The sequence below is a fragment of the Serratia sp. CY47280 genome, assembly GCF_052168655.1.
GTDB classification, from domain to species: Bacteria; Pseudomonadota; Gammaproteobacteria; order Enterobacterales; family Enterobacteriaceae; genus Serratia; species Serratia bockelmannii.
Genome location: NZ_JBJNMG010000002.1, coordinates 706,261 through 730,999, shown reverse-complemented (window position 1 = coordinate 730,999; position 24,739 = coordinate 706,261). Strand labels below are relative to the sequence as shown.

Below are 24,739 nucleotides of genomic sequence, written 5' to 3'. Positions count from 1 at the left end.
GCCATGTCGACCTTCAACACGCCGATCGATTGGGCAACGTGCAGCGCCGAACGCCAGGCCGAGCTGCTGATGCGCCCGGCGATTGCCGCCTCCGACAGCATCACCCGCACGGTGAGTGAGATCCTCGACAACGTGAAGGCCAATGGCGATCGGGCGCTGCGCGACTACAGCGCCCGTTTCGACAAGGCGGAAGTCTCGGCGCTGCGCGTCAGCGCCGAGCAGATCGCCGCCGCCGCCGCGCGGTTGGGTGATGACATCAAACAGGCGATGGCGGTGGCCGTCGCCAACGTGGAAACCTTCCACAACGCGCAGCGACTGCCGCCGGTGGACGTCGAAACGCAGCCAGGCGTGCGCTGCCAGCAGGTGACCCGCCCAATCGACTCGGTGGGCCTGTATATTCCCGGCGGATCGGCGCCGCTGTTCTCCACCGTGCTGATGCTGGCGACGCCGGCGCGCATCGCCGGTTGCCGCCGGGTGGTGCTGTGCTCGCCGCCGCCGATCGCCGATGAGATCCTGTATGCGGCGCAGCTGTGCGGCGTGCAGGAAGTGTTTCAGGTCGGGGGCGCGCAGGCGATCGCCGCCCTGGCGTTCGGCACCGAAAGCGTGCCGCGCGTGGCGAAGATCTTCGGGCCGGGCAACGCCTTCGTGACCGAAGCCAAGCGGCAGGTCAGCCAGCGCCTCGACGGCGCGGCCATCGACATGCCGGCCGGCCCTTCTGAAGTGCTGGTGATCGCCGACGCCGGCGCCACCCCGGCGTTCGTCGCTTCCGATCTGCTGTCGCAGGCCGAACACGGCCCGGATTCGCAGGTGATCCTGCTGACGCCGGACGCGGCGATGGCGCAGGCGGTGGCCGAAGCGGTGGAAAGCCAGCTGGCCGAGCTGCCGCGCGCCGACACCGCACGCCAGGCGCTGGCGAGCAGCCGCCTGATCGTAGCGCGCGATCTGACTGAGTGCGTGGCGATCAGCAACCGTTACGGCCCGGAGCACCTGATTATTCAGACCCGTAATGCGCGCGAACTGGTGGACGGCATCACCAGCGCCGGTTCGGTGTTCCTCGGCGACTGGTCGCCGGAGTCCGCCGGCGATTACGCCTCCGGCACCAACCACGTGCTGCCGACCTACGGCTACACCGCCACCTGCTCCAGCCTGGGGCTGGCCGATTTTCAAAAACGCATGACGGTGCAGGAGCTGACGCCGCAGGGCTTCAGCAACCTGGCCGCCACCATCGAGACGCTGGCTGCCGCCGAGCAGCTGATCGCCCACAAGAACGCCGTGACCCTGCGCGTCGCCGCCCTGAAGGAGCAAGCATGAGCATCGAAAAACTGGCGCGCGCCAACGTTCGCGAGCTGACCCCTTATCAATCGGCGCGCCGCCTCGGCGGTAAGGGCGACGTGTGGCTGAACGCCAACGAATACCCGATCGCACCGGAATTCCAGCTGACCGCGCAAACCTTCAACCGCTATCCGGAGTGCCAGCCGGCGCAGGTGATCGAACGCTACGCCGCCTATGCCGGGGTCAAGAAAGAGCAGGTGCTGGTCAGCCGCGGCGCCGATGAAGGCATCGAGCTGCTGATCCGCGCCTTCTGCGAGCCGGGTAAAGACGCCATTCTGTTCTGCCCGCCGACCTACGGCATGTACGCCGTCAGCGCCGAAACCTTCGGCGTGGAGCGCCGCACCGTGGCCGCCAAAGAGGACTGGCAGCTGGATCTGCCAGCTATCGCGGACAGCCTGGACAACGTAAAGCTGATCTACGTCTGCAGCCCGAACAACCCAACCGGCAACCTGATCGATCCTGACTCTCTGCGCAGCCTGCTGGAGTTGGCCAAAGGCAAGGCGATCGTCGCGGTGGACGAAGCCTATATCGAGTTTTGCCCGCAGGCCACGGTGGCCGGCTGGCTGAGCGACTATCCGCACCTGGCTATCCTGCGCACGCTGTCGAAGGCCTTTGCGCTGGCTGGCCTGCGCTGCGGCTTTACGCTCGCCAATGAAGATCTGATTGCCCTGCTGCTGAAGGTGATCGCGCCTTACCCGCTTTCGACGCCGGTGGCGGATATCGCCGCGCAGGCGCTGAGCGAAGAAGGTATCCGCACCATGCGCCAGCGCGTCACCGATATCGCCGCCACCCGCAGCTGGCTGCAGCAACAGCTGGAGAAATGCGCCTGCGTCGAGCAGGTTTTCGCCAGCGACAGCAATTACCTGCTGGCCCGCTTCACCGCCTCAAGTAATGTGTTTAAAAGCTTGTGGGATCAGGGCATTATCTTACGAGACCAAAACAAACAGCCCGGGTTGTCCGGCTGCCTACGCATCACCATAGGCACCCGCGACGAATGTCAACGCGTGGTGGACGCCTTGTCCGCCCTGCCCGGCGCCAACCCGACTCGCCAGGAGCCAATGTGAGCCAAAAAATCCTCTTTATCGATCGTGACGGCACGCTGATCGCCGAGCCACCGGAAGATTTCCAGGTTGACCGCCTGGACAAGCTGGCGCTCGAGCCAGACGTGATCCCTTCCCTGCTGGCGCTGCAACAGGCGGGGTATCAGCTGGTGATGATCACCAATCAGGATGGGCTCGGCACCGCCAGTTTCCCTCAGGAAACCTTCGATCCGCCGCACAACCTGATGATGCAGATCCTCAGCTCGCAGGGCATTCAGTTCGCCGATGTGCTGATCTGCCCGCACCTGCCGGCGGACAACTGCGACTGCCGCAAGCCGAAAACCGCGCTGGTGAAGGGCTACCTGGAACCCAGCGTGCTCGATACCGCGCACAGCTACGTGATCGGCGATCGGCCGACCGACGTGCAGCTGGCAGAAAACATGGGCATCCAGGGGCTGCGTTACCAGCGCGGCGTGCTGGGCTGGAAAGAGATCGTGCGCCAGCTGACCCTGCGTGACCGTCACGCGCGGGTTAACCGCGTGACCAAAGAGACGCAGATCGACGTCAACGTGTGGCTGGATCGCGAAGGCGGCAGCAAAATCAAAACCGGCGTCGGCTTCTTTGACCACATGCTGGATCAGATCGCCACCCACGGTGGCTTCCGCATGGAGATCGACGTCAAAGGCGACCTGTATATCGACGATCACCACACCGTAGAGGACACCGGCCTGGCGCTGGGTGAAGCCCTGAACAAGGCGCTGGGCGACAAGCGCGGTATCGCCCGCTTCGGCTTCGTGCTGCCGATGGACGAGTGCCTGGCGCGCTGCGCGCTGGATATCTCCGGCCGCCCGCACCTGGAGTACAAAGCCGAGTTCAACTATCAGCGCGTCGGCGATCTCAGCACCGAAATGGTCGAGCACTTCTTCCGTTCGCTCTCTTACACCATGGGCTGCACGCTGCACCTGAAGACCAAGGGCAAAAACGACCACCACCGGGTCGAGAGCCTGTTCAAAGTGTTTGGCCGCACGCTGCGCCAGGCGATCCGCGTCGAAGGCAATACCCTGCCGAGCTCGAAAGGAGTGCTGTGATGAACGTGGTGATTTTGGATACCGGCTGCGCCAACCTGGCCTCCGTCACCTACGCGGTGCGGCGCCTGGGCTATCAGCCGGAAGTGAGCCGCGATCCGGAGATCGTGCTGCGCGCCGACAAGCTGTTCCTGCCGGGCGTCGGCACCGCGCAGGCGGCGATGGATCAACTGCGCGAACGCGATCTGATCGAACTGATCAAAGCCTGCTCTCAACCGGTGCTGGGCATCTGTCTCGGCATGCAGCTGTTGGCGGCCAGCAGCGAAGAGAACGGCGGCGTGACGACGCTCGGCCTCATCGATACGCCGGTAAAGCAGATGACCGACTTCGGCCTGCCGCTGCCGCACATGGGTTGGAACCAGGTGTCCGCGCAGGCGGGCCACCATCTGTTCCGCGGCATCGATGACGGCGCCTACTTCTATTTCGTACACAGCTATGCGATGCCGATATGCCCCAGCACCATCGCTCAGGCGAACTACGGCGAGCCCTTCACCGCCGCCGTGCAAAAAGACAACTTCTTCGGCGTGCAGTTTCATCCAGAACGATCTGGAGCGGCCGGCGCGCAACTGTTGAAAAACTTTCTGGAGATGTAGGCAGCATGATTATTCCGGCTTTGGATTTGATCGACGGCAACGTGGTGCGCTTGCATCAGGGCGATTACGGCCAGCAGCGCGACTACGGCAACGATCCGCTGCTGCGTCTGCAAGACTATCAACAACAGGGCGCGCAGGTACTGCACCTGGTCGATTTGACCGGCGCCAAGGATCCGGCCGCACGCCAGATCCCGCTGCTACGCAAGCTGTTGGCAGGGGTTAACGTGCCGGTGCAGGTCGGCGGCGGCATCCGCAACGAGCAAGACGTCAGCGCCCTGCTGGAGGCCGGCGCCACACGCGTGGTGATCGGCTCTACCGCGGTGAAACAACCGCAGTTGGTGCAGAGCTGGTTCGAGCGCTACGGCGCCGACGCGCTGGTGCTGGCGCTGGACGTGCGTATCGACCCGCAGGGCGTGAAACGCGTGGCCATCAGCGGCTGGCAGGAAGATTCCGACGCCACGCTGGAACAGGTGGTGGAGCAGTTCCTGCCCTACGGGCTCAAGCACGTGCTGTGCACCGATATTTCGCGCGACGGTACGCTAGCCGGTTCCAACGTGGCGCTGTATCAGGCGATCAGCCGCCGCTATCCGCAGGTGGCCTTCCAGGCCTCGGGCGGCATCGGCAATCTGGACGACATCGCCCAGTTGCGCGGCAGCGGCGTTGCCGGCGTGATCGTAGGGCGCGCCCTGCTGGAAGGTAAATTTAGCGTTGAGGAGGCGATCGCATGCTGGCAAAACGGATAATCCCGTGCCTGGATGTTAAAGACGGGCAAGTGGTAAAAGGCGTGCAGTTCCGCAACCACGAAATCATCGGCGACATCGTGCCGCTGGCGCAGCGCTATGCGCAAGAAGGTGCGGACGAGCTGGTGTTTTACGATATCACCGCCTCGAGCGACGGCCGGGTGGTGGACAAAAGCTGGGTATCGCGCGTGGCGGAGGTGATTGATATTCCGTTCTGCGTCGCCGGCGGCATTAAAAGCGCCGAGGATGCCAGCCAGATCCTGTCTTTCGGCGCCGACAAGATTTCGGTCAACTCGCCGGCGCTGGCCGATCCTGAGTTGATTAGCCGCCTGGCGGAACGCTTCGGCGTGCAGTGCATCGTGGTGGGCATCGATACCTGGTTCGACAGTGAAACCGGCAAGTATCACGTCAACCAATATACCGGCGACGAGAGCCGCACCCGCATCACCCAGTGGGAAACCCTCGACTGGGTACAGGAAGTGCAGCGCCGCGGCGCCGGTGAGATCGTGCTGAACATGATGAACCAGGACGGCGTGCGCAACGGTTACGATCTGCAGCAGCTGCGCTGGGTGCGCGAGGCCTGCAAGGTGCCGCTGATCGCCTCCGGCGGCGCGGGCACCATGGAGCATTTCCTGGAAGCGTTCCGCGATGCGGACGTCGACGGCGCGCTGGCGGCGTCGGTGTTCCACAAACAAATCATCAATATCGGCGAACTGAAAAGGTTCCTGGTCGAACAAGGCGTGGAGATTCGCGTGTGCTGACAGAACAACAGAGAAACCAGCTGGACTGGGAAAAAACCGACGGCCTGATGCCGGCCATCGTGCAGCACGCCGTTTCCGGCGAAGTGCTGATGCTGGGTTACATGACGCCGGAAGCGCTGGCGACCACCGAGCAGAGCGGTAACGTCACCTTCTTCTCACGCACCAAGCAACGCCTGTGGACCAAAGGCGAAAGTTCCGGCCACTTCCTCAAGGTGGTCAGCATCACGCCGGACTGCGATAACGACACGCTGCTGGTATTGGCCAACCCGATCGGCCCGACCTGCCACCTCGGCAACAGCAGCTGCTTCCACCCGGCCGCCAGCGACTGGACGTTCCTCTATCAGCTGGAGCAGCTGTTGGCGGAGCGCAAGCACGCCAGCCCGGACAGCTCGTACACCGCCAGCCTGTACGCCAGCGGCACCAAGCGCATCGCGCAGAAGGTCGGGGAAGAAGGTGTGGAAACCGCGCTGGCCGCCACGGTCAACGATCGCGAAGAGCTGACCAACGAAGCCTCGGACCTGATCTATCACCTGCTGGTGCTGCTGCAGGACCAGGATCTGGATCTGAGCGCGGTGATCGGCCGGCTGCGCGAAAGGCATCAGAAATAATGCACACAGGCTTCCCTGATAATGGGAAGCCTTATAGTCGGCTGTTTACCAGCACAAGAATTTCCTCTGTTTTCCGCTCCATTAAGTCGCGGTTACCTCGCGATTCAACGTTAAGGCGGAGCAAAGGTTCCGTGTTTGACGCTCGCAAATTGAACCGCCAGTCGGCAAAGGTCATGCTGACACCATCCGTCTTATCAACCTCTAAGGCCTGATCTCGATAATGGCGCTCGATCATATCGAGCGCGGATATTGCAGGAACGCGGACAATGTTAATTTCACCCGAAGAAGGATAGGCGCGGATGCGTTCCTCAACCAGTTGTTCCAACGAGCGATCTTTCAGAGACATGATCTCGGCGACCATTAGCCAGGGGATCATGCCGCTATCGCAGTAATAGAAGTCGCGGAAATAGTGGTGGGCACTCATCTCGCCACCATAGACTGCATCTTCAGCCCGCATTCGTTCTTTGATGAAAGCGTGTCCGGTTTTCGACATCACGGGAATACCGCCGGCTTTTTCAACGATATCCACGGTATTCCAACTCAATCGCGGATCGTGGACGACCTTCTCTCCTGTCCCCTTAGCCAGGAACGCCTCAGCCAACAAACCGACGATATAGTAGCCCTCGATAAAATGGCCTTGACTATCAAACAGGAAACAGCGATCCGCATCGCCATCGAAGGCGATCCCCATATCCGCGCCATAATGCCGCACCGCGTCCGCTGTGTCCTGACGACGCTCGGGCAACAGCGGATTCGGTACGCCATGAGGAAAGGTGCCGTCGGGCTCATGCTGAATCTTGATGAATTCCAGCGGTACCCGATGCTGCTGAAAGCGCCGCTCGATGGCGTCAATAACCCGCCCGGCAGTGCCGTGTCCGGAATTCACCAACAGTTTCAGCGGTTTGAAATGCGTGAAGTCAACGAAGGACAGGATATGATCGACATACTCGTTCAAGGTATCGGCCTGAAGGTAGCCGCCGCGTGAACATGCAGCGCGCTCGATGTGCTTTTTCTCCGCGAGCGCTTTGATTTCCTTCAATCCAGAGTCGCTACTGATCGGCCTCGCATCCCTGCACACCAGTTTCATGCCGTTATAATTTTCAGGATTGTGACTGCCCGTGACTTCGATTCCGCCGTCCGCAGCCAGAAAAGCCGTGGCAAAGTAGAGCTCCTCCGCCCCACACAACCCGATGTCAATCACACTGGCACCGGCATCCTGAAGCCCTTTGGCCAGTGAGTGTTTCAGGCTTTCACTACTCAAACGGGCGTCATTGCCCAAAACTACGGCTTTAGGGAGCAAATATTCACCGAAAGCCCTGCCGATCCGATAAGCGATTTCATCATTCAGCTCACTCCCCAATCGGCCACGAATGTCGTAAGCCTTAAAACAAGTCAACTCAGTCATGTCACATTCTTCTGTTATTTGTACCTTTGCGCTCTGTCGCTATCCTGGGGAATTCATGCGATGGAGTCGCAATCACCGGTACGGTCTTCCTTACATTTATCACTATCTCGCTGCTCTGGAAATCTTTAGCATGATTCTGACGCAAATTTTTCCATGCGCCTCAACACGGCAGCTTGCGCGCCTTCAGTTCGCCTACTAATTGTTTCACATCCTGCACCGCGTCTCGCGCGGCAATCAGTAGCGCATCGCCAGTCTGTACGATCACCAGATCGTTGATGCCAAGCGTGGCCACCAGCTTGTCGCCAGCGTAAACATAGTTGTTCAATGAGTCGATAGCGATAACATTGCCGCGGAGCACATTCCCTTGGGCGTCCTTTTCGGCCACCTCCCACACGGCGGCCCACGACCCGACATCGCTCCAGCCAATATCGATCGGCATCACTACTGTATCCGCGGTGTTTTCCATCACAGCGTAATCGATGGACTCACAGGGGCAACGGAGAAAGGTTTCTTCATCAATGTAAATGAAGTTGAGCTCGCGCCGACTGGTTTCCATCGCCAACAGCGTTTTGTGATAGATATCGGGGCGAAAGCGCGCCAGTTCATGCAGATACTTTTTCGCCGTGAACATGAACATGCCGCTGTTCCAGCTGTAGTCACCGCTTTCCAGATAGGCTTGCGCCTTTTGATAACAGGGTTTTTCGACGAAACGCTCGACGTCAAAACAATGAGGTGACAGCTGCGCTCCGCGTTTGATGTAGCCATAGCCTGTTTCAGGATGCTGGGGAATGATGCCGAAGGTCACCAAACGGTCGCGCAAAGAAAATTCGATAGCCTTGCGCAACGCATCATGAAACGCGTCTATCTGCGTGATCAAATGATCAGCGGCCAGAACCAACAGCACGCCATCAGGATCGTCTTTGAGAACGTGGTGTGCAGCCAGCGCGACTGCCGGTGCCGTATTGCGCCCTGCGGGCTCCAGAATAATGTGAGGATTCGAACAGTCGATTTCTCGTAGCTGTTCCGTCACCAAAAAACGGTGCTCTTCGTTGCAAATGACGATCGGCGCCGCGATTTCTCCCCCACGCAGACCTTCCAGACGCAACAGCGTCTGTTGCAGCAAACTGCGCCCGCTACCATCGACCGTCAGAAATTGTTTAGGAAATGCTTCTCTTGATAAGGGCCACAAACGGCTACCGTTGCCCCCGGCCAAAATGACTGGAATTAATCTCACCATAAACCCCGCATTACCCCAAAACAGATGCATTGCTCAGGGCAATTAGGCTAATCACCCAATACCTATCGCTTGCTGATTGCTAAAGAGACTTTTCTTGCTTTTTAATATGTGAAATGAAATAAAGATTTCCCACTACTTCAGTAATTTCGCATAAAAATAAAAAAATAATAACCGGGCACCTTCCTAAAATCTCCGCCGACGCCGTCAAACAGCCTCACTGAAACCGGAAAAGAAAAAACAAAAAAATCCATTTTCACCTCGTACAGGGAAGCCGCACCAACGGAAGGTAAGAGCGGTGACAGCGAAAACCATTCGCTGGATTAGGAATTATATTAGCAAATGTGCATTGTTAGGCAAGAAGACGAAAAGGAAATACGGGTAACATGCTGAATAATAAGATGTAGATCTTATTATTAAAAAAAAAATAAAAATTAAGAATAATGCCAGATTGGCATGTAGAAAAGACATGGGAATCGCCGGTTCAGACGTGTTCCATGCTTTCCCCAGGCGCTTAAAACGTTGCAAAAAAGGTTCATCGCGTCTTAGCGTGAACCAATAGAAAACGGCAGTAAGAACGTTTAGGTTTGTATTCGTCAAAACACACCCTAAACTTTCAAAACTGCCGTCACTATGAATGCTAACCTTTGCTCCCTGTTCTGGGAAGGCTTTGTCGTCAATTCCTTCTCGCATCCTTCTGCCAACACCCTGCTTTGCCGTCATGCCCTGTTGTCGTCGTTGTGGGCGACGGGTGCCTGTTGTGCATGATGTCTCCTTCCGTCGGGTGCGTGAACGCCAGCTACTCGACTGGGTGGTCTGGCTCAGCGTCCCCGTCCGGCGTCTGTGTTGCCCTCATTGTGGGGTCACCACCGAGAAAATCAGCTGGTTACCTGAACGCCAGAGATATACCACGACGCTATCCGTATGGGTTGAGGCACTGGCCCGTTTACTGCCAATTAAACATGTTGCTCAACTCACCGGATTACACTGGCATACGGTCAAGAATATCGACTACCGGCGTCTGCTGCGGGAACGAACAGAGCCGCAGCGCCATACCCTCCGCCGTCTGGTGATGGATGAGTTCGCGCTGTTCAAAGGACATCGCTATGCCACCGTGGTGATGGATGCGGATACGCAGCAGGTGCTGTGGGTGGGAGAAGGCCTCAGCAGAGCGGCTCTACGCCCCTTTTTTACCTGGCTGGGGCCTGAAGGCTGTGCCGCTATCCAGTCTGTCGCCATGGATATGAATACGGCGTTAGACCTGGAAGTCAGGCATCACTGCCCGCAGGCAGAAGTGGTCTATGACTTGTTCCATCGTGGTGGCGAAGTATGGCCGGGAGGTTATCGACCGGGTGCGGGTGGACCAGGCTAATCAGCTACGCGCTAACCCAAAATCACGTCAGGTCATCCAGCGTAGCCGCTGGCTGCTGCTGCGCAACCCGGAAAATCTACCCGCAGGGCATGACCTAAAACTCACGGAGTTGCTGGAAGCAAATCAGCCGTTGAATGTGGTATGGCTGATGAAGACAGCGCTGAAAGAACTGTGGTACGCCCCGAGCGAGCAAGAGGCGCAAAGACGCTGGGCAAGCTGGTACAGGCAGTCTCAGGAAAGCGGAATAAAGGCGTTGCAACACTTTGCCGAGAAGCTGAAAGGGTATGCCGGGGGCATCATCGCGAGCGCCAGGCACAGGTTGAATACCAGCGTACTGGAAGGGATGAACAATAAGATAAAGGTGATGAAGCGGATGGCGTATGGATACCGGGATAACGCTTACTTCTTCCTGAAAATCAAAGCAGCGTTCCCCGGTAAAGCGCGATGAACCAAAAAAAGCCGCCTTTGCGGCGGCTTGATGACAGGTAAAGCGCTTATTCCATCCATTCGGTATGGAACACGCCTTCCTTGTCGATACGTTTGTAGGTGTGCGCACCGAAGTAGTCGCGCTGCGCCTGGATCAGGTTCGCCGGCAGCACCGCAGAACGGTAGCTGTCGTAGTAGGCGATCGCGGCGGAGAAGGTTGGCGTAGGGATACCGTTCTGCACGGCGTAAGCCACCACGTCACGCAGCGCCTGCTGGTACTCGTCAGCGATTTGCTTGAAGTATGGCGCCAGCAGCAGGTTGGCGATATCGGCATCCGCCGCGTAAGCGTCGGTGATCTTCTGCAGGAACTGGGCGCGGATGATGCAGCCGGCGCGGAAGATCTTGGCGATTTCGCCGTAGTGCAGATCCCAGTTATTTTCTTTAGAAGCGGCTTTCAGCTGTGAGAAGCCCTGTGCGTAGGACACGATCTTACCCAGATACAGCGCGCGACGCACTTTCTCGATGAATTCGGCTTTGTCGCCGCTGAACGGCGCCACTTTCGGGCCAGTCAGCACTTTAGACGCGGCAACGCGCTGGTCCTTCAGCGAGGACAGGTAGCGTGCGAACACCGACTCGGTGATCAGCGACAGCGGTTCGCCCAGATCCAGCGAGCTCTGGCTGGTCCACTTGCCGGTGCCTTTGTTGGCGGCTTCGTCCAGGATCACATCGACCAGGTATTTACCCTCTTCGTCTTTCTTGGTGAAGATGTCTTTGGTGATGTCGATCAGGTAGCTGTTCAGTTCGCCCTTGTTCCATTCGGCGAAGGTTTCGGCCAGCTGCTCGTTGCTCAGGTTCAGCGCCTGCTTCAGCAGGGAATAGGCTTCGGCAATCAGCTGCATGTCGCCGTATTCGATGCCGTTGTGCACCATCTTCACATAGTGGCCGGCACCGTCAGCGCCGATATAAGTCACGCAAGGCTCGCCTTCCGCGACCGCAGCGATTTTCTCCAGGATCGGTGCCACCAGCTCGTAAGCTTCTTTCTGGCCGCCAGGCATGATGGAAGGCCCTTTCAGCGCGCCCTCTTCACCGCCGGAAACGCCGGTGCCGATGAAATTAAAGCCCTGGTCGGACAGTTCGCGGTTACGACGGATGGTGTCCTGATAGTAGGTGTTGCCGCCATCGATCAGGATATCGCCCTTGTCCAGGTGCGGAGTCAACGAGGCAATGGTTTTATCCGTCGCTTCGCCCGCTTTCACCATCAGCAGGATGCGGCGCGGTTTTTCCAGCGATTCGACAAACTCTTCTACGGTGTAATACGGCGCCAGATTCTTGCCCGGGTTCTCAGCGATCACTTCGTCAGTTTTGTCGCCAGAACGGTTGAAAATGGAAACGGTGTAACCACGGCTCTCGATGTTCAGCGCGAGGTTGCGGCCCATTACCGCCATGCCGACAACGCCGATTTGTTGCTTGGACATTTAGGAACTCCTGTCTGAGGATGACCCTGCCGGCAACGTCGGCCAGCAGGTTTTGTGATGTGGCACACATGTTAACTCAGGATTGAGCCGCGTGGGTAGTGATTGGTGCGATAGGTCACATGATGTCGCAATATATTCATATCCTCCCCACAAAAAACCACGGCACCCTAAGGTGCCGTGGTCTGCGGTTCAGTCAATCAGTACGAAACGAGGGGCTTGAGTCACCGCACCTGGGCCGCCTTGAACGCGTCTACTTTTTCCTTCAATAAACGCTCACTTTCACTGATCATATCCAGATATTGAGTATTTACGAACCCCCACAACGTGGAGGTTTGATCCTCAGCATGCCCAACCTGGAAAGGTAGAGTGGTCACCACAACCAGATTTGGCACTGACTCCAAATAGCGATCTATGGTATTGGTTTGAGCATCAACGTTACGTTCATCCCAGTGGCTAACTGCCTCTATCCCACGACGTGAGTAAATATTCATCACCGTGCTTGTCATGCGATTGATATAAATATACTCAATGCCATCGACCTCCTCGACAGCCAGAATCTCCGTATCTTCATTCAAATGCGCAATAATGCCCGAGAAAATGTGCCAATCCCAATTGCTGCGTTCCAGATAAGCAACAATCTTCTCAAGTTTAATGTCAAAGTCGTCAGGGAATAACGCATCGTCCTCGCAGATCATAGCCATTTCGGTATTACGATCGGCAAGCACGGACAGCATGTATTTATAACTCATGCCACATCCGATCCAGCCAATACGGTGTCTAACCCCCTCAATGACCTTGAAACCATGGGTAGGCTTACTGAGGAAATCTTGCTTCCGTACCGGTGTTTCCGTCAGTGAGAGGCAGAGTTTTGGAATATCCGCCTCTATCGCAGGGATAAAATCAACGCCATTTTTATAAGTTTCGAAATCAATCAAATCATTCGCCAAAAGATAGCGTTTGAAATAGCCTTCAAAGTTGTTGTCGCTATGAGTAAACAACGCAATATTTTTCTTACGGCTAGCATGATAATCTTGATCGTTCAAGAGACGATCAATTTTTTTCGCCATTGCGTCAATATCGCCAATAGGAGCAAAATCAATAACATCAATGAGAGACGTATGCTCCGCGATATCCACACTTTCTTCACTAACAATTGGCGTTCCCAACGATAGCACTTCGTAAATACGTGTGGTCTCAAGCAACGCATTCTCATAGTAATGCAGGTTAATAACCAGTTTGGCATTTTTCACCAGCCGGGTCAGCTCATCGCCGAATACACCAGAGGCAATATGAATATTAAAACGTTGTCCCAATTGTTCAAGATAATGACGACGACGCTCACAATTCGTATCACCATAGAAGAGAACGTCAATTTGCTCCTCATTGCCGTTCAACTTATGACCTTTCTGGGTCAATTTTGAGCTGTAGTCTGCAAAAGAAGCAATTGGGAGGTAGAACAATTTCTGATAAGGGATACCATGTTCTAATAAGTAATTAATGTTAGTCAGGGAATAGTCAAATATAGCCATTGCACGTTCGAGAATCGCAAAATACTCTGGCGTAAACCAACGTGGGTTAATAGATTGTTCCATTTGGAACGCAACAAAGTTTTGCGGCAGCTCAGCAAAAATTTGAGGGCAAATAACAATATGCAGTTGCCCACTGTCCGCCGGCGCTGAGTATGCTTCAATTATGGTAACGCCGCGCCCCACCTCTACAAGCGTTTTCTCAAGCAAATGGGCCACAAACAGTGTATGCCTAGTAGTGAGAATAACAATATGGTCGGTATCTATATTAACTAGCGGCATCGGCGTATTAGCGGTATTTTTCGCCACACGTAGAAGACCGCTACGCAACTCACCGAAACGGCCGGTTAGCAATAGTTTGCCTGCCACTTTAGTTTTGCGCAGCAAAGCCTTATAAGGATGCGGACTTGCACGAAACGCTTGCCAACTTTTCCCAACCAAAGAGGTCGATTTTGTCCCTTTACGCTGTCGCATGTAGTGTCTGGATATATCCCTGATTACCCCAAACTCACCGCGAATGGCCCGACCAAGCATACGAACAGGTACCGTTAGTCGCCACGACAGACTTTTTCGCATATTGTTCATGTCGAACTGACTTTCACTAAGTTGTTGACTCAGTGTTTCAATCTTTAATTTAAGAGGTTCGTCTTCAACATGATTATTATTTAAAAGAAGAACTTCTTTTTGCGCATTCTCCAACAATTGCTGAGTAACCAGCTGTTGCTCTCGCTGTTGTATAAGCGTTTCCTGAAGCAACAGCAATTGCTCTTGCATAGAAGAAATCATTGCCTGCTTTTCTTCGTTATCGATCATCAGATGATGCTCAGCAACACGAATTTTTTGTTGCATATCATCCTGCTTTTCATTTTCTTGCTTAACCTGTTTTGATAGCAACTCACCCAGAGTCAACCCCTGCATTTTTAAAAATCCTTCCTTCTCAGTAGAATAATATTCAATATGGCGACTGACTATCGCCTGTTCACTTGGCCGAGATAAACGGAATCGCAGATAATCAATATCGAAAATCAATTCGAATGGAACTAAGTATGAAAATAGATAAAATGCCAAACGATTAGTTCTTTCTTGTTCATCGTCTGCCAAGGTTATATATTTATATGAACTGTCACCAACGACTGTCGTTGGTATGCCAGCGAAAATTCCTTCTAATCCCACACTAGAATTAATCGTTAAAATCTCTCGACAACGCTGGACGAAAGACAAACTGGTCGGTGAACTGTCGATCTCATACTCACCCTCCTTGAGCTGGAACTGACTACCAGGATGAGTGCGAATTAATAATTTTTTCTCTGGAAAACGTGTACGCGCATAGGAAAGCAACGTCAGATTAGTGAATTCTTCACCATAAGCAACGAGATTTGAATCGTCTTCAACCTGTAATGCGATCCCCAGATCGGCATCACACTGCTGCTCATGAGTATTTGGCACACGCAGGAAGTAACGATGCAACTCCTCTATGGAAAGATCGACCTGGCACTGTTCCTGAACCGCCAAATAGCGCTTCTCTGCCTCTGTGTGACCGTTAACACCTGAGAAATCCAAATACCCTGTACTATAATAAGAGGGCATTCTCAACGGCCCTACTTCAAAGTGCATGACAGGAATAGATAAGGACTCGGCAACGGCCTCCAGAGAAGGGCAATTGCAAATTGACAATATCCCCTCTATTTTTCCAGACTCATAGCCTTGGAGATGGTTTAGCAGCTCAGCTTCCAGCTCGGGGATTCGCTGGGTCAGCATTTTCTTGAACGCCAACATCGGATTGTAGTTTGAAGAGTCTAATAAACTCTCAAATACACTCTCTCTCAAATGGTAATAATCATGACTGGCCAATAGCTCATCAGACGGAATGCTGTAACCCAAATTATTCATTGTAGGTACATCAAATTCCCAACGTTCTGACTTGCGCCACTCTTCCGGAGACAACAAGTAATCATTACCGGCGATAAAAAGTGAACGCTGCTGCAATGAGTTAAGCAGGCGATAAAATATCCATAAATAGGGAGCTTTCACTCCCCTAAACGGATATGGCGGTAAGAATACAGCAATCATTGCTCTAATTACTCCTCGCTTAAAACACTGATAGGGGCATAAACAACCCCCCCGAGTTCACGAGAGGACCAAAACTTCAATCTCATCATTGGTCTGCGTTGATCCAACTCTTCTCGCTCGCCGCCTTGCAGCGATGCCAAGCCGCAATGAACCAGGTAATCTCCTGAGTTAATTGGCAATTTAACCTTATAAATCACATGCTGCTCACCAGCCTTGAGGATTAAAGGTTTGCCGGCTCCAATGTTGCTGTCCCCCCAAATATCTCCCCCCTGCGCTTTAGAGATGGAGATTCCCAAGGCAACATCTCGAATCTCTTCTGAAGCAAGGATAGTAAAATCCAAGGTCAGTTCATCACCAGAACGTACCAAAGGCTTATCGGAGAGTGAAGTGCCATCCGATTTTATCACTTCGAGATTTTGAATAATCGCTCGAGCACTGCCAAAGCGCTTTTCTCCCACTTCGGTATTCAACTGCCCCTGTTGCAAACCCTGCAAGTCAGATTGATTCATCACAACAGACGAGGAGATCTTGCCCGTATTCTCTCGTTTCACTGCTTGCGACAACAGCATTCCTTTCTCATAAGCCAGAACAGCAGCCAGTACGTCATAGGTGTCGCCCACTAACTCCCCATTGTTCATAACCAAACAACGGTCAGCGTATTCCAGAATACTACCGGTAGAGTGGGTCACCATGATAATAGTGACCCCCTTAGCACGAAGAGCCTCCATGCGTTTATAGCATTTATATTGAAAACCGATATCGCCTACGGCTAACGCCTCGTCCACGATAAGGATTTCAGGTTCGACACAGGCTTGGACAGCAAAAGCCAGACGAATATACATCCCGCTTGAGTATGTTTTAACGGGTTGATCGATAAACTCGCCAATATCTGCGAAGTCAGTAATCTCCTGAAAACGCTCATCGATCTGTTCACGGGAAAAACCTAGAACAGAGCCATTAAGATAGACATTATCTCGCCCCGTGAACTCAGGATTGAACCCTGCGCCTAACTCAAGTAGGGCCGCAATACGGCCATTGACTTGTATTTCTCCCTGAGTTGGAGTCAGCGTACCGCATATCATCTGTAATAACGTTGACTTACCTGCACCATTTCGTCCGATAATACCTACGGTCTCACCTTTCTTAATAGAGAATGAGACATCGCGAAGTGCCCAAAACTCGCGGAAATAGCGGCGAGACTCACGTCGTACTACACGTTGTAACCTCGGAGCAAAAAACTGTTTTAAACGATCTCGTGGACGATCATAAATTTGATAACATTTGCTCAATGCAGTCACTTGGATCGCGATTTCATTAGAGGACATCAGCAAACCCCTTTCTGGTTTTCTGGAAGAATACAAAACCGAACCATGCAACTAATGATGCCGCCAGGGTGTAAACAGCTAAACCTTGCCATTCAGGCAAACGCCCCCAAATTAAGACATTCCGTGATTGCTCAATAATAAATGTTAGGGGATTAAGCATTATCCAAATGCGATATTTTTCCGGTAACGACGTGATAGGGAAAAATACTGGTGACAAAAACATCATAACCGTTGTGATAATGACAGTCGTCTGACCAACATCGCGTATAAAAACACCCAGGGATGCCAATATCCATGCCAATCCAAGGCAAAAAACGACCAGCGGCAAGAAAACTAACGGTATAAAAACGACGGTCCAGTGCAGAAAACCGTTGAATAAAAAGAATGCACATAGCAGTACAACCAAGCTGATCAGGGTATGGAACAACGCAGCGCATAACCCAATCACTGGCAACGTTTCCAAAGGGAAAACCACTTTCTTCACATAGTTGGTATTCCCTAGGATAATTTGCGGTGCCCGATTAACCACCTCGGCAAAAAAACCATGCACAATCATGCCAACAAAGAGGATTACAGCAAACTGCGTACGGCTTTCATCGCCACCGACGGACCAACGTGCTTTAAAAACAACCGAAAAAACAAATGTATAGACCGTCAACATAAACAAAGGATTGAGGAACGACCATGCCAGTCCCATAGTGGAACCCTTGTATCGCCCAACAACCTCACGTTTTGTCATTTGCAAGATCAGCGATTTGAACCCCCAAATGTTACGGATCAGAGCTAGGGGTGACAGAGGCTGCGATTTATGAGGATTACTCATTACCCCACCCCGCTGCCATACCAACATTTTGCGCTTCGAAATTGCATCCAGTCATAACAAACATAATCAATACCTTAGATGTAATTGAACTCATAAAACATAGACATCATCTTCAATCATGTTACCGCTTGATTTCAGGAGAAGTCATGGGAATAGTCTTCAAACAGGTAGTATTCACCTTGGATCTCTGTGGATCGTGCCACCATCCCCATTTATTGAAATATAAGACAACTGATTTCATGTGATAAATGAATAAATTAAGGTTTTTATAAGAACCTTTACCAAAAACATGGATGATAGTAGCACCAGGGAAGTAGACAATATCGCTCATTGACAAAGCCCGGCGGCACAAATCCACATCTTCTAAATACATAAAATACCGTTCATCAAATCCTCCCAAGTTCGCTAACAACGTGGATTCAACCAGCATAAAACAACCAGAAACTGAAGGAACTGCGAAGGATTTAGTGTAATCAGCACGCTGGATTTCATAAGTGGCATCCAGCTTAGCTCCCCATTTAGGGAAAAAGCGCCGAAGAAACAAATTGGCAGGTGTAGGCAGTAAGCGGCAACTGTATTGGAATCGCCCATCGCTATATTGAATGCGAGGAGAAACAAAGCGGTGTTTTTGGTTCCGCGCAAAATTGTAGAGACTCTCGAGCGCCCCCGAGGTAAAACTGATATCAGGGTTACAAATCAAAAAATATTCACATTCATTCAGATAACGCTTCATTGCCAGATTATGGCCGTAGCCAAAACCGTTATTGGCTTCCGCACAAATATAACTAATGCGATGATTATCTAGTTTTGCAGCCCATTCAGAACCACCGTTATCAACCAAAACTATTTTTTGAACACATTTTTCGCTAAGCAAAGAAAGTAACGTGTCTTCTAGTTGGGCATAGCTATGGTTATACAATACGATTGAAGCAACAATTTGGTATTGTTTTTGTTTTGAAAACATGCCGTATGAAGTTCCTAACCAATAATCATTAAAAAACAATCAGTTACAAGAGTGTGATGGCTGATGTATTATCACTCGTCTATTGGAACGCAAACCGTCACCAATAAACAAAAACATCAAAGGGGATAAAATTATCCCCTTTTATTCCATGCAAACCAAGATCCACCTACTGCAACAGTTTGCGAATCACAGCATGTAACTGCTGGCGCCAAGCGCTAGGTTTAAGATTCAACGCGCAGATCTTATCAGTGTTAAGAACAGAGTATACAGGCCGGGACGCAGGTGTAGGATACTCTTGCGTAGTAATCGGATTCACGATGACCTGATGTGGGTATAGCCCACTTTCAGTAGCCTGTTGGAAAATTATCTGCGCAAACTCATACCAAGAAACCATTGAATCACCACAAAAGTGATAGACACCGTATTCACCTGGTTCTTGCAGCATGGAGATTATGGCATCAGCGAGATCACCGGCATAAGTCGGGCAGCCTTGCTGATCGCTTACCACGCCAAGTTCACCCCTTTGTGACCCGACGCGCAACATCGTTTTAACAAAATTATTGCCGTACTCGCTAAACACCCAAGCCGTTCTTATTACAATAGTTTTTGGATTAGCCTTCAGCGCAGCAATCTCACCTTCAAGCTTGGTTTTACCATAAATGTTTTGTGGCGAGCAGGGAGCATCTTCGCAGTAGGGTTCTTCCGAACGGCCATCAAAAACATAGTCGGTTGATACGTGTACAAAAGGAATATTTCGTGCAGCAGCTGCTGCTGCCAGGTAGCCAGGCCCGTAGGTATTGATTGCTTTAGCTACATCTGGTTCAGATTCAGCCTTATCAACAGCAGTATAAGCGGCGGCGTTTACGATAACATCGGGCTCAAATTCCGTCACCGCTTGCTCAATCGCATCAGAATCACAGATGTCAAGTTGCTTGCTGTCCAGTGCTAGCAGGCTCCAATCGGTAGGAAACCTATCGCTGAAACAGCGTCCCAGTTGCCCCATAGAACCTGTCAAAAGTACACGCATTAAAAAAGCTCTCTAAGTAATTTACCTTGTAGATCCTTTGGCGATAGCAATGGCTCATCGACTGGCCAATCAATGCCAATTTCAGGATCATTCCAAAGCAAGCATGCTTCGCTAGCAGGATCATAGTACTCTGTGCACTTGTATTCGAAATCAGCAATGTCTGAAATCACTAAGAAACCATGTGCGAGACCTGGCGGAACCCAAAGTTGGTGGTGGTTATCTTCCGACAAGTGAACACCAACCCATTTTTTGTACGTCGGCGAATCGACCCTGATATCCACTACAACATCATAGACCTCCCCACGTACAACTCGGACTAGCTTGCCTTGGGGTTTGATTCGCTGGAAATGCAAACCACGCAATACTCCTTTAGAAGAACGCGAATGGTTGTCCTGAACAAAATCCACATCAATATCTAACATTTCTTGATAGCGGTTTTTTTGAAACGTTTCGACGAAAAAACCACGATGATCACCGAACACTTTCGGCTCAATCAACTTCACACCTGCGACTGGTGTCTCAATCACTTTCATTAGGTAACCTGCTAACTAATACGCTCACCTCAGAGGCCCAAAGGATGGCCGCCTGAACATGCATCCCCAGCAGTCTATCACTACCCACTCGCCCAGTTTTCGAACAGAAACTAAACGAGAATAAATTTTGGATAGCTCAATGAACGCACCGTAGACGAAGGTATCGGAGATTAGCACAATTAATCAAAATATCCGACACTCATCCACAAAAAATAGTCAAAATTTATGTGGCTCACTGAAGGGTGAATCATGATATCTCATTGTTATTAAACATATTTTAATTGCAACCAACATAGAAATGGTCAATCGAGCCCTCGTTGGTTACAATTAATTTACATTATGCCATATTTTGTCATTAACGAACTTCGCTATCAACCGGGACGATAACCCCGAGGATTGTTCTTCTGCCAATTCCACGCATCACGCATCATGGCATCCAAATCACGGGTAGCCTTCCATCCCAATTCTTTGAACGCCAATTCTGGAGCGGACCAGCATTCTGCAATGTCGCCCTCTCGACGTGGTACAATTTGGTAAGCTACATTGCGACCTGAAGCCTTTTCAAAAGCATGGAGCATCTCCAACACCGAATACCCTACCCCAGTCCCCAGATTATAGACCGTAAAACCTTGGTGTTCATCGATGTGTTCAATCGCCTTGAGATGACCTTCAGCCAAATCCATGACATGAATGTAATCTCTGACACCCGTGCCATCCTGTGTCGGATAGTCGTCACCAAAAATTGACAGTTTCTCCAGTTTTCCGATTGCCACCTGAGCAATATAAGGCATCAGATTGTTAGGAATACCATTTGGATCTTCACCGATCATGCCAGATTCGTGCGCACCGACCGGGTTGAAGTAACGTAAGGCGGTAATGGAGAATTGCGGTTCGGCTTTAGCGAAATCTTGCAGAATTTGTTCTACCATCAACTTCGACGTGCCGTAAGGATTCGTCGTACCGCCAACGCGTGACGTCTCAGTCAAAGGAACTTGCTCTGGAGTACCGTACACCGTGGCAGAAGAACTGAAGATAAACTTATGCACACCCGCACGACGCATTTCCTCCAACAATACCAACGTGCCAGTGACATTGTTCTGATAATACTCTAGCGGCTTGCGCGTCGACTCTCCGACAGCCTTTAGCCCAGCAAAATGGATCACGGCCGAAATGGCGTGAGCCTCGAAGATACGGTGCAGACACTCAGCATCCAAGATATCGCCTTGGTAGAATTGAGCACTTCTGCCCGCGAGTTTCTCAACGCGACGCAGAGACTCATCGGAAGAGTTCGATAAATTATCTAACACTACGACATCTTCGCCATGTTCCAACAAAGCCAGAACAGTGTGAGAACCGATATAACCGGCCCCACCGGTGACTAAAACCGCCATAAAAACTCCTTACTCGCGCCACTGGCGCTCAAGATGAACTGTCTTCTTTAAGCAATCAATTGATTTTAAACGAAGCTTGGACTCACGCACGCCTTTTCGATCATAATTGACCATCCATATGTCCCCAGAGTTCCCTTGGTACGATTGGCTTTGAAAACTTACAAACGAAAAGAGCTGTCTTAGACAGCCCCAGAATATTCCCTTTTGCGCACAACATGCTGATGTAGCCTGAATAACTGGGTTCATCAACCTAAGTCAATTTCAGCCAATTGTTACGTTTTTGCTAACAATATCTGCTATCTCTCGCCACGCGCCTCTTAACAAGATTATGTATGAAAATAGAACAGACCAGCGAAAGAATGAAAGGAACCACCAGCCGATAACATAACGTATTAACGCCAAAAAGAGCAGCATAGTACTACTCTTTCAGACTAATGCTCATGACCCGTCCTGAATAGCGTTGACACATTTTACTCACGCACAGAGGAAAATGTGATGAACCAGTATATTAAACGCACACAACGCGATTACTCTCTATCCTTTAAACTGGCTGTCGTCGAACAGGTCGAAAAAGGCGAGATGACATACCGCCAGGCGCAAGATCGCTACGGTATCCAAGGCAGCCAGACTGTCATGAACTGGCTGCGCAAATACGGTCAACTTGACTGGCGAACTTCTCCTTCCACCAGAACGTGCGGAGACAACATGCCCAAACTCCCCCTGACGCCCGAACAGCGTATTAAAGAACTTGAGCAGCAACTGGCTGAATCTGAAGTCAAAGCCCAGTTCTTCGAAGCTGTCGTCAAAGTGATGAACACCGACTTTGGCGCCACGCTGACAAAAAAGCAGCTAACCGCCTTATCGCGCAAACACAAGTACCGGGACTCACAGTAACGCGGGCCTGCCGATGGATGGGCATCAGCCGACAAGCGTGGTATCAGTCCCTGCAGCGTGAAGCAGGCAAAGAGGAGCAGGCCCGGCATCTCGTCGAACAGGTGACGGCCATCCGCTTGCACCAACCCCGACTGGGGACACGTAAGCTGCATCACCTGTTGCGGCAACACCCCGAACCGGCGTTGCATGTGGGCCGTGACCGGCTGTTCAGTATCCTGCGCTGCGCGCGGTTACTGGTGATGCCTAAACGGGCATATCACAAGACGACGCACAGCCATCATCGTTTTTATCGCCATCCCAACCTGCTAAAAGCGGGAGACAATCAAGTAATAGCCAGCCGTCCGGAACAGGTATGGGTGGCGGATATCACCTACCTGCCGCTGAGAACGGGGACGGCGTATGTCAGCCTGGTAACGGATGCCTGGTCGAGAAAAATCGTGGGATAACACGTGCATGACAGTCTGCATACCCGGCATGTCGCCTGCGCGTTCAAAATGGCACTGGCCGGCAGACGCACGGCGTTGCCGTTGGTGCATCACTCGGACAGGGAATACCTGCTCGGCAAGACAGAAGATATCGCGCAGGCAAGAAAGATGGTCAGGGAGTCGGTGGCCCTCTACAACACACGGCGGCCGCACCTGTCGAGAAAATACAAAACGCCCGATGAGGTTCATCGGGCGCTATCTGGCTGAAAAGTGTCAACCTATATCAGGACTAGTCATCATAGTGAATATATTGCTAACGACTGCGGGCAAAATACTGCGCCACGCGCAGCACATCCTTCTCGTCCAACGTCCCTGAGTCGCTCAGCAAGGTAATCCAGGACTTGATGTAGGCGTACTTGGCGGAGGCCAGATCGCGCTGAGCGCTATAGAGCTGCTGTTCGGCGTTGAGCACGTCAACGTTGACACGTTGCCCGGCCAGCACGCTTTGCCGGGTCGCCGTCACCTGTGTGGTGGCAGACTGTACCGCCAGCTCATAGGCCGCCACCTTGGCGCGGCTGCTGATGCACAGATTGTACTGCTTGCGCAGATCGTTGAGCGTGGTGCCCGTCTGCGCATCCATTTCATACATCGCCTGGCCATAGCGCGCCGCCGCCTGCCGGGTCGACGCCGAAACGCCGCCGCCGGAATAAATAGGCATACTGACCTGCACGCCGATACTGTCGGTGCGGTATTTCTGGTTAACCGTGTTATCGCTGCTGGAATCGTTTTCCGAATGCGAAGCATACAGCTGAACCTGCGGCATAAAGCCCGCCCGATTCCTTTCGACGTCATACTTAGCGGCATCCACGCCATGACGCGAGGCGGCTAGCACCGGGTTGTTCTCCAGCGCGATCTTTTGCCACTCTTCAAATTTGGACGGGATCAGCGGCGCCACCTTAAACTTGCCCGGCCGCAAAACCTGCAATTCATCCAGTTGGTTCAGCGGTATGCCGATAATCACTTCCAATTCGCGCTGCGCGGCGTCCAGCGCATCGCGCGCCTCGATTACCTGCGCTTCGGCCAGGCTGTAGCGCGCCTGGGTTTCTGATACGTCGGTAATGGTGCCTTCACCGGCGCTCATCAGGCGATCGTTCAAGGTCAACTGTTCCTTGTAAGCCGCCTTTTGCGCTTCGGCCAACGCGATTTGATCCTTGGAATAGGCCACTTCGACATAGGCGTTAATCACCCTAACCGCAAGATCCAGCAACTTACTGCGATAGCGCTCGTCCGACATCATCGTCTGCGCTACGCCGGCTTTGTAACGCGCGTACGCTTCATAATCGAACAGCGGCTGCGTCAGCGTGATCGAACTGGAATAACTGCGATATTGTTGCCGCCGGGTGACCTCCGAAACATTGCCGAAAAAGTCGCTCTGCGGATATTTTTGCGTCTGCCAATTGCGCGGCGAATTCTGATAGTTCAACGACACTTTCGGCAGCAGCCCCGCCCTGCCGATGTTTTCGTTCTCATCTCCCGCTTCTTTCTCTTTTATAGCCGCCCGGAAGGTCGGGTCCTTTTCTAATGCCAGCGAATATGCGTCTAAAATCCCTATCGAATAAACCGGCGCAGATATCGCAAACAAAAGGGTGCCGATAACCAGACCGGCAGCCTGTCGTTTTGATTGAATCAA

At 52.5% G+C, this 24,739-nt stretch carries 18 protein-coding genes and 2 pseudogenes; 9 read left to right on the top strand and 11 right to left on the bottom strand.

Going from position 1 to position 24,739, the window contains the following annotated elements; genetic code table 11:
• Window positions 1-3: 3 nt before the first annotated feature.
• Genes hisD through hisIE form a run of 7 tightly spaced genes read left to right on the top strand, consistent with a single transcriptional unit; the run spans window position 4 to window position 6,159 of the window.
• Window positions 4-1,311, top strand: a complete 1,308-nt coding sequence (gene hisD, locus ACJ8J4_RS12960) for a histidinol dehydrogenase (protein WP_025302191.1) — start codon at window positions 4-6, stop codon at window positions 1,309-1,311.
• Complete coding sequence (hisC, locus tag ACJ8J4_RS12955) at window positions 1,308-2,396, top strand: histidinol-phosphate transaminase (RefSeq protein WP_049205882.1); 1,089 nt, start codon at window positions 1,308-1,310, stop codon at window positions 2,394-2,396. The genes hisD and hisC overlap by 4 nt, the downstream gene beginning before the upstream one ends.
• Window positions 2,393-3,460: a bifunctional histidinol-phosphatase/imidazoleglycerol-phosphate dehydratase HisB gene (gene hisB, locus ACJ8J4_RS12950; RefSeq protein ID WP_103101104.1), complete on the top strand. Its 1,068-nt coding sequence runs from the start codon at window positions 2,393-2,395 to the stop codon at window positions 3,458-3,460. Before hisC ends, hisB begins: the two co-directional genes overlap by 4 nt.
• Window positions 3,460-4,050: an imidazole glycerol phosphate synthase subunit HisH gene (hisH, locus tag ACJ8J4_RS12945; RefSeq protein ID WP_089195697.1), complete on the top strand. Its 591-nt coding sequence runs from the start codon at window positions 3,460-3,462 to the stop codon at window positions 4,048-4,050. The genes hisB and hisH overlap by 1 nt, the downstream gene beginning before the upstream one ends.
• 5 nt (window positions 4,051-4,055) lie before the next feature.
• On the top strand, window positions 4,056-4,793 hold the full coding sequence (gene hisA / locus ACJ8J4_RS12940) for a 1-(5-phosphoribosyl)-5-[(5-phosphoribosylamino)methylideneamino]imidazole-4-carboxamide isomerase (protein WP_025302188.1): 738 nt from the start codon (window positions 4,056-4,058) through the stop codon (window positions 4,791-4,793).
• Complete coding sequence (hisF, locus tag ACJ8J4_RS12935; protein ID WP_089195696.1) at window positions 4,775-5,551, top strand: imidazole glycerol phosphate synthase subunit HisF; 777 nt, start codon at window positions 4,775-4,777, stop codon at window positions 5,549-5,551. Before hisA ends, hisF begins: the two co-directional genes overlap by 19 nt.
• Window positions 5,545-6,159, top strand: a complete 615-nt coding sequence (gene hisIE / locus ACJ8J4_RS12930) for a bifunctional phosphoribosyl-AMP cyclohydrolase/phosphoribosyl-ATP diphosphatase HisIE (RefSeq protein ID WP_072627992.1) — start codon at window positions 5,545-5,547, stop codon at window positions 6,157-6,159. The genes hisF and hisIE overlap by 7 nt, the downstream gene beginning before the upstream one ends.
• Window positions 6,160-6,190: 31 nt before the next feature.
• Here the strand turns inward: hisIE and ACJ8J4_RS12925 are convergent, their stop codons facing one another.
• The gene (locus ACJ8J4_RS12925) at window positions 6,191-7,564 is read right to left on the bottom strand and encodes a phosphomannomutase/phosphoglucomutase (protein WP_049207911.1); all 1,374 of its coding nucleotides are present in this window, start codon (window positions 7,562-7,564) and stop codon (window positions 6,191-6,193) included.
• Between the two features lie 160 nt (window positions 7,565-7,724).
• Entirely contained in the window at window positions 7,725-8,801 is a 1,077-nt protein-coding gene (locus ACJ8J4_RS12920; RefSeq protein WP_141997657.1) for a mannose-1-phosphate guanylyltransferase/mannose-6-phosphate isomerase, read from the bottom strand.
• A 634-nt stretch (window positions 8,802-9,435) separates the two neighbouring features.
• Between ACJ8J4_RS12920 and ACJ8J4_RS12915 the strand changes: the two are divergent.
• A pseudogene (locus ACJ8J4_RS12915) lies at window positions 9,436-10,618 on the top strand (ISL3 family transposase).
• Window positions 10,619-10,664: 46 nt separating this feature from the next.
• Here ACJ8J4_RS12915 and gndA read toward each other — a convergent pair.
• The 8 genes from gndA to galE all read right to left on the bottom strand — a co-directional run bounded on the left by gndA (window position 10,665) and on the right by galE (window position 21,730).
• On the bottom strand, window positions 10,665-12,071 hold the full coding sequence (gene gndA / locus ACJ8J4_RS12910; protein ID WP_025302186.1) for an NADP-dependent phosphogluconate dehydrogenase: 1,407 nt from the start codon (window positions 12,069-12,071) through the stop codon (window positions 10,665-10,667).
• 221 nt (window positions 12,072-12,292) lie between these two features.
• Complete coding sequence (locus tag ACJ8J4_RS12905; protein WP_197835333.1) at window positions 12,293-15,667, bottom strand: GT99 family glycosyltransferase N-terminal domain-containing protein; 3,375 nt, start codon at window positions 15,665-15,667, stop codon at window positions 12,293-12,295.
• Between the two features lie 8 nt (window positions 15,668-15,675).
• Window positions 15,676-16,992 carry an ABC transporter ATP-binding protein gene (locus ACJ8J4_RS12900; RefSeq protein WP_049205871.1) on the bottom strand — a complete coding sequence of 439 codons (1,317 nt, stop codon included), beginning with the start codon at window positions 16,990-16,992 and terminating at the stop codon, window positions 15,676-15,678.
• Entirely contained in the window at window positions 16,982-17,815 is an 834-nt protein-coding gene (locus tag ACJ8J4_RS12895) for an ABC transporter permease (RefSeq protein WP_049205867.1), read from the bottom strand. Before ACJ8J4_RS12895 ends, ACJ8J4_RS12900 begins: the two co-directional genes overlap by 11 nt.
• Before the next feature lie 121 nt (window positions 17,816-17,936).
• Complete coding sequence (locus ACJ8J4_RS12890; RefSeq protein WP_072269816.1) at window positions 17,937-18,779, bottom strand: glycosyltransferase; 843 nt, start codon at window positions 18,777-18,779, stop codon at window positions 17,937-17,939.
• Between the two features lie 166 nt (window positions 18,780-18,945).
• Window positions 18,946-19,806 carry a dTDP-4-dehydrorhamnose reductase gene (rfbD, locus tag ACJ8J4_RS12885; protein WP_197818953.1) on the bottom strand — a complete coding sequence of 287 codons (861 nt, stop codon included), beginning with the start codon at window positions 19,804-19,806 and terminating at the stop codon, window positions 18,946-18,948.
• Window positions 19,806-20,339, bottom strand: coding sequence for a dTDP-4-dehydrorhamnose 3,5-epimerase (gene rfbC, locus ACJ8J4_RS12880; protein ID WP_141969905.1), 534 nt, complete (start codon window positions 20,337-20,339; stop codon window positions 19,806-19,808). Before rfbC ends, rfbD begins: the two co-directional genes overlap by 1 nt.
• A gap of 371 nt (window positions 20,340-20,710) precedes the next feature.
• Window positions 20,711-21,730 (bottom strand): UDP-glucose 4-epimerase GalE, encoded by a 1,020-nt coding sequence (galE, locus tag ACJ8J4_RS12875; protein ID WP_049205858.1) that lies wholly within the window; start codon window positions 21,728-21,730, stop codon window positions 20,711-20,713.
• Window positions 21,731-22,225: 495 nt separating this feature from the next.
• On the opposite strand from galE, the pseudogene ACJ8J4_RS12870 reads away from it, so the two are divergent.
• Window positions 22,226-23,342: pseudogene (locus ACJ8J4_RS12870) on the top strand (IS3 family transposase).
• Between the two features lie 20 nt (window positions 23,343-23,362).
• Here ACJ8J4_RS12870 and ACJ8J4_RS12865 read toward each other — a convergent pair.
• Window positions 23,363-24,739, bottom strand: coding sequence for a TolC family outer membrane protein (locus tag ACJ8J4_RS12865; RefSeq protein ID WP_025302177.1), 1,377 nt, complete (start codon window positions 24,737-24,739; stop codon window positions 23,363-23,365).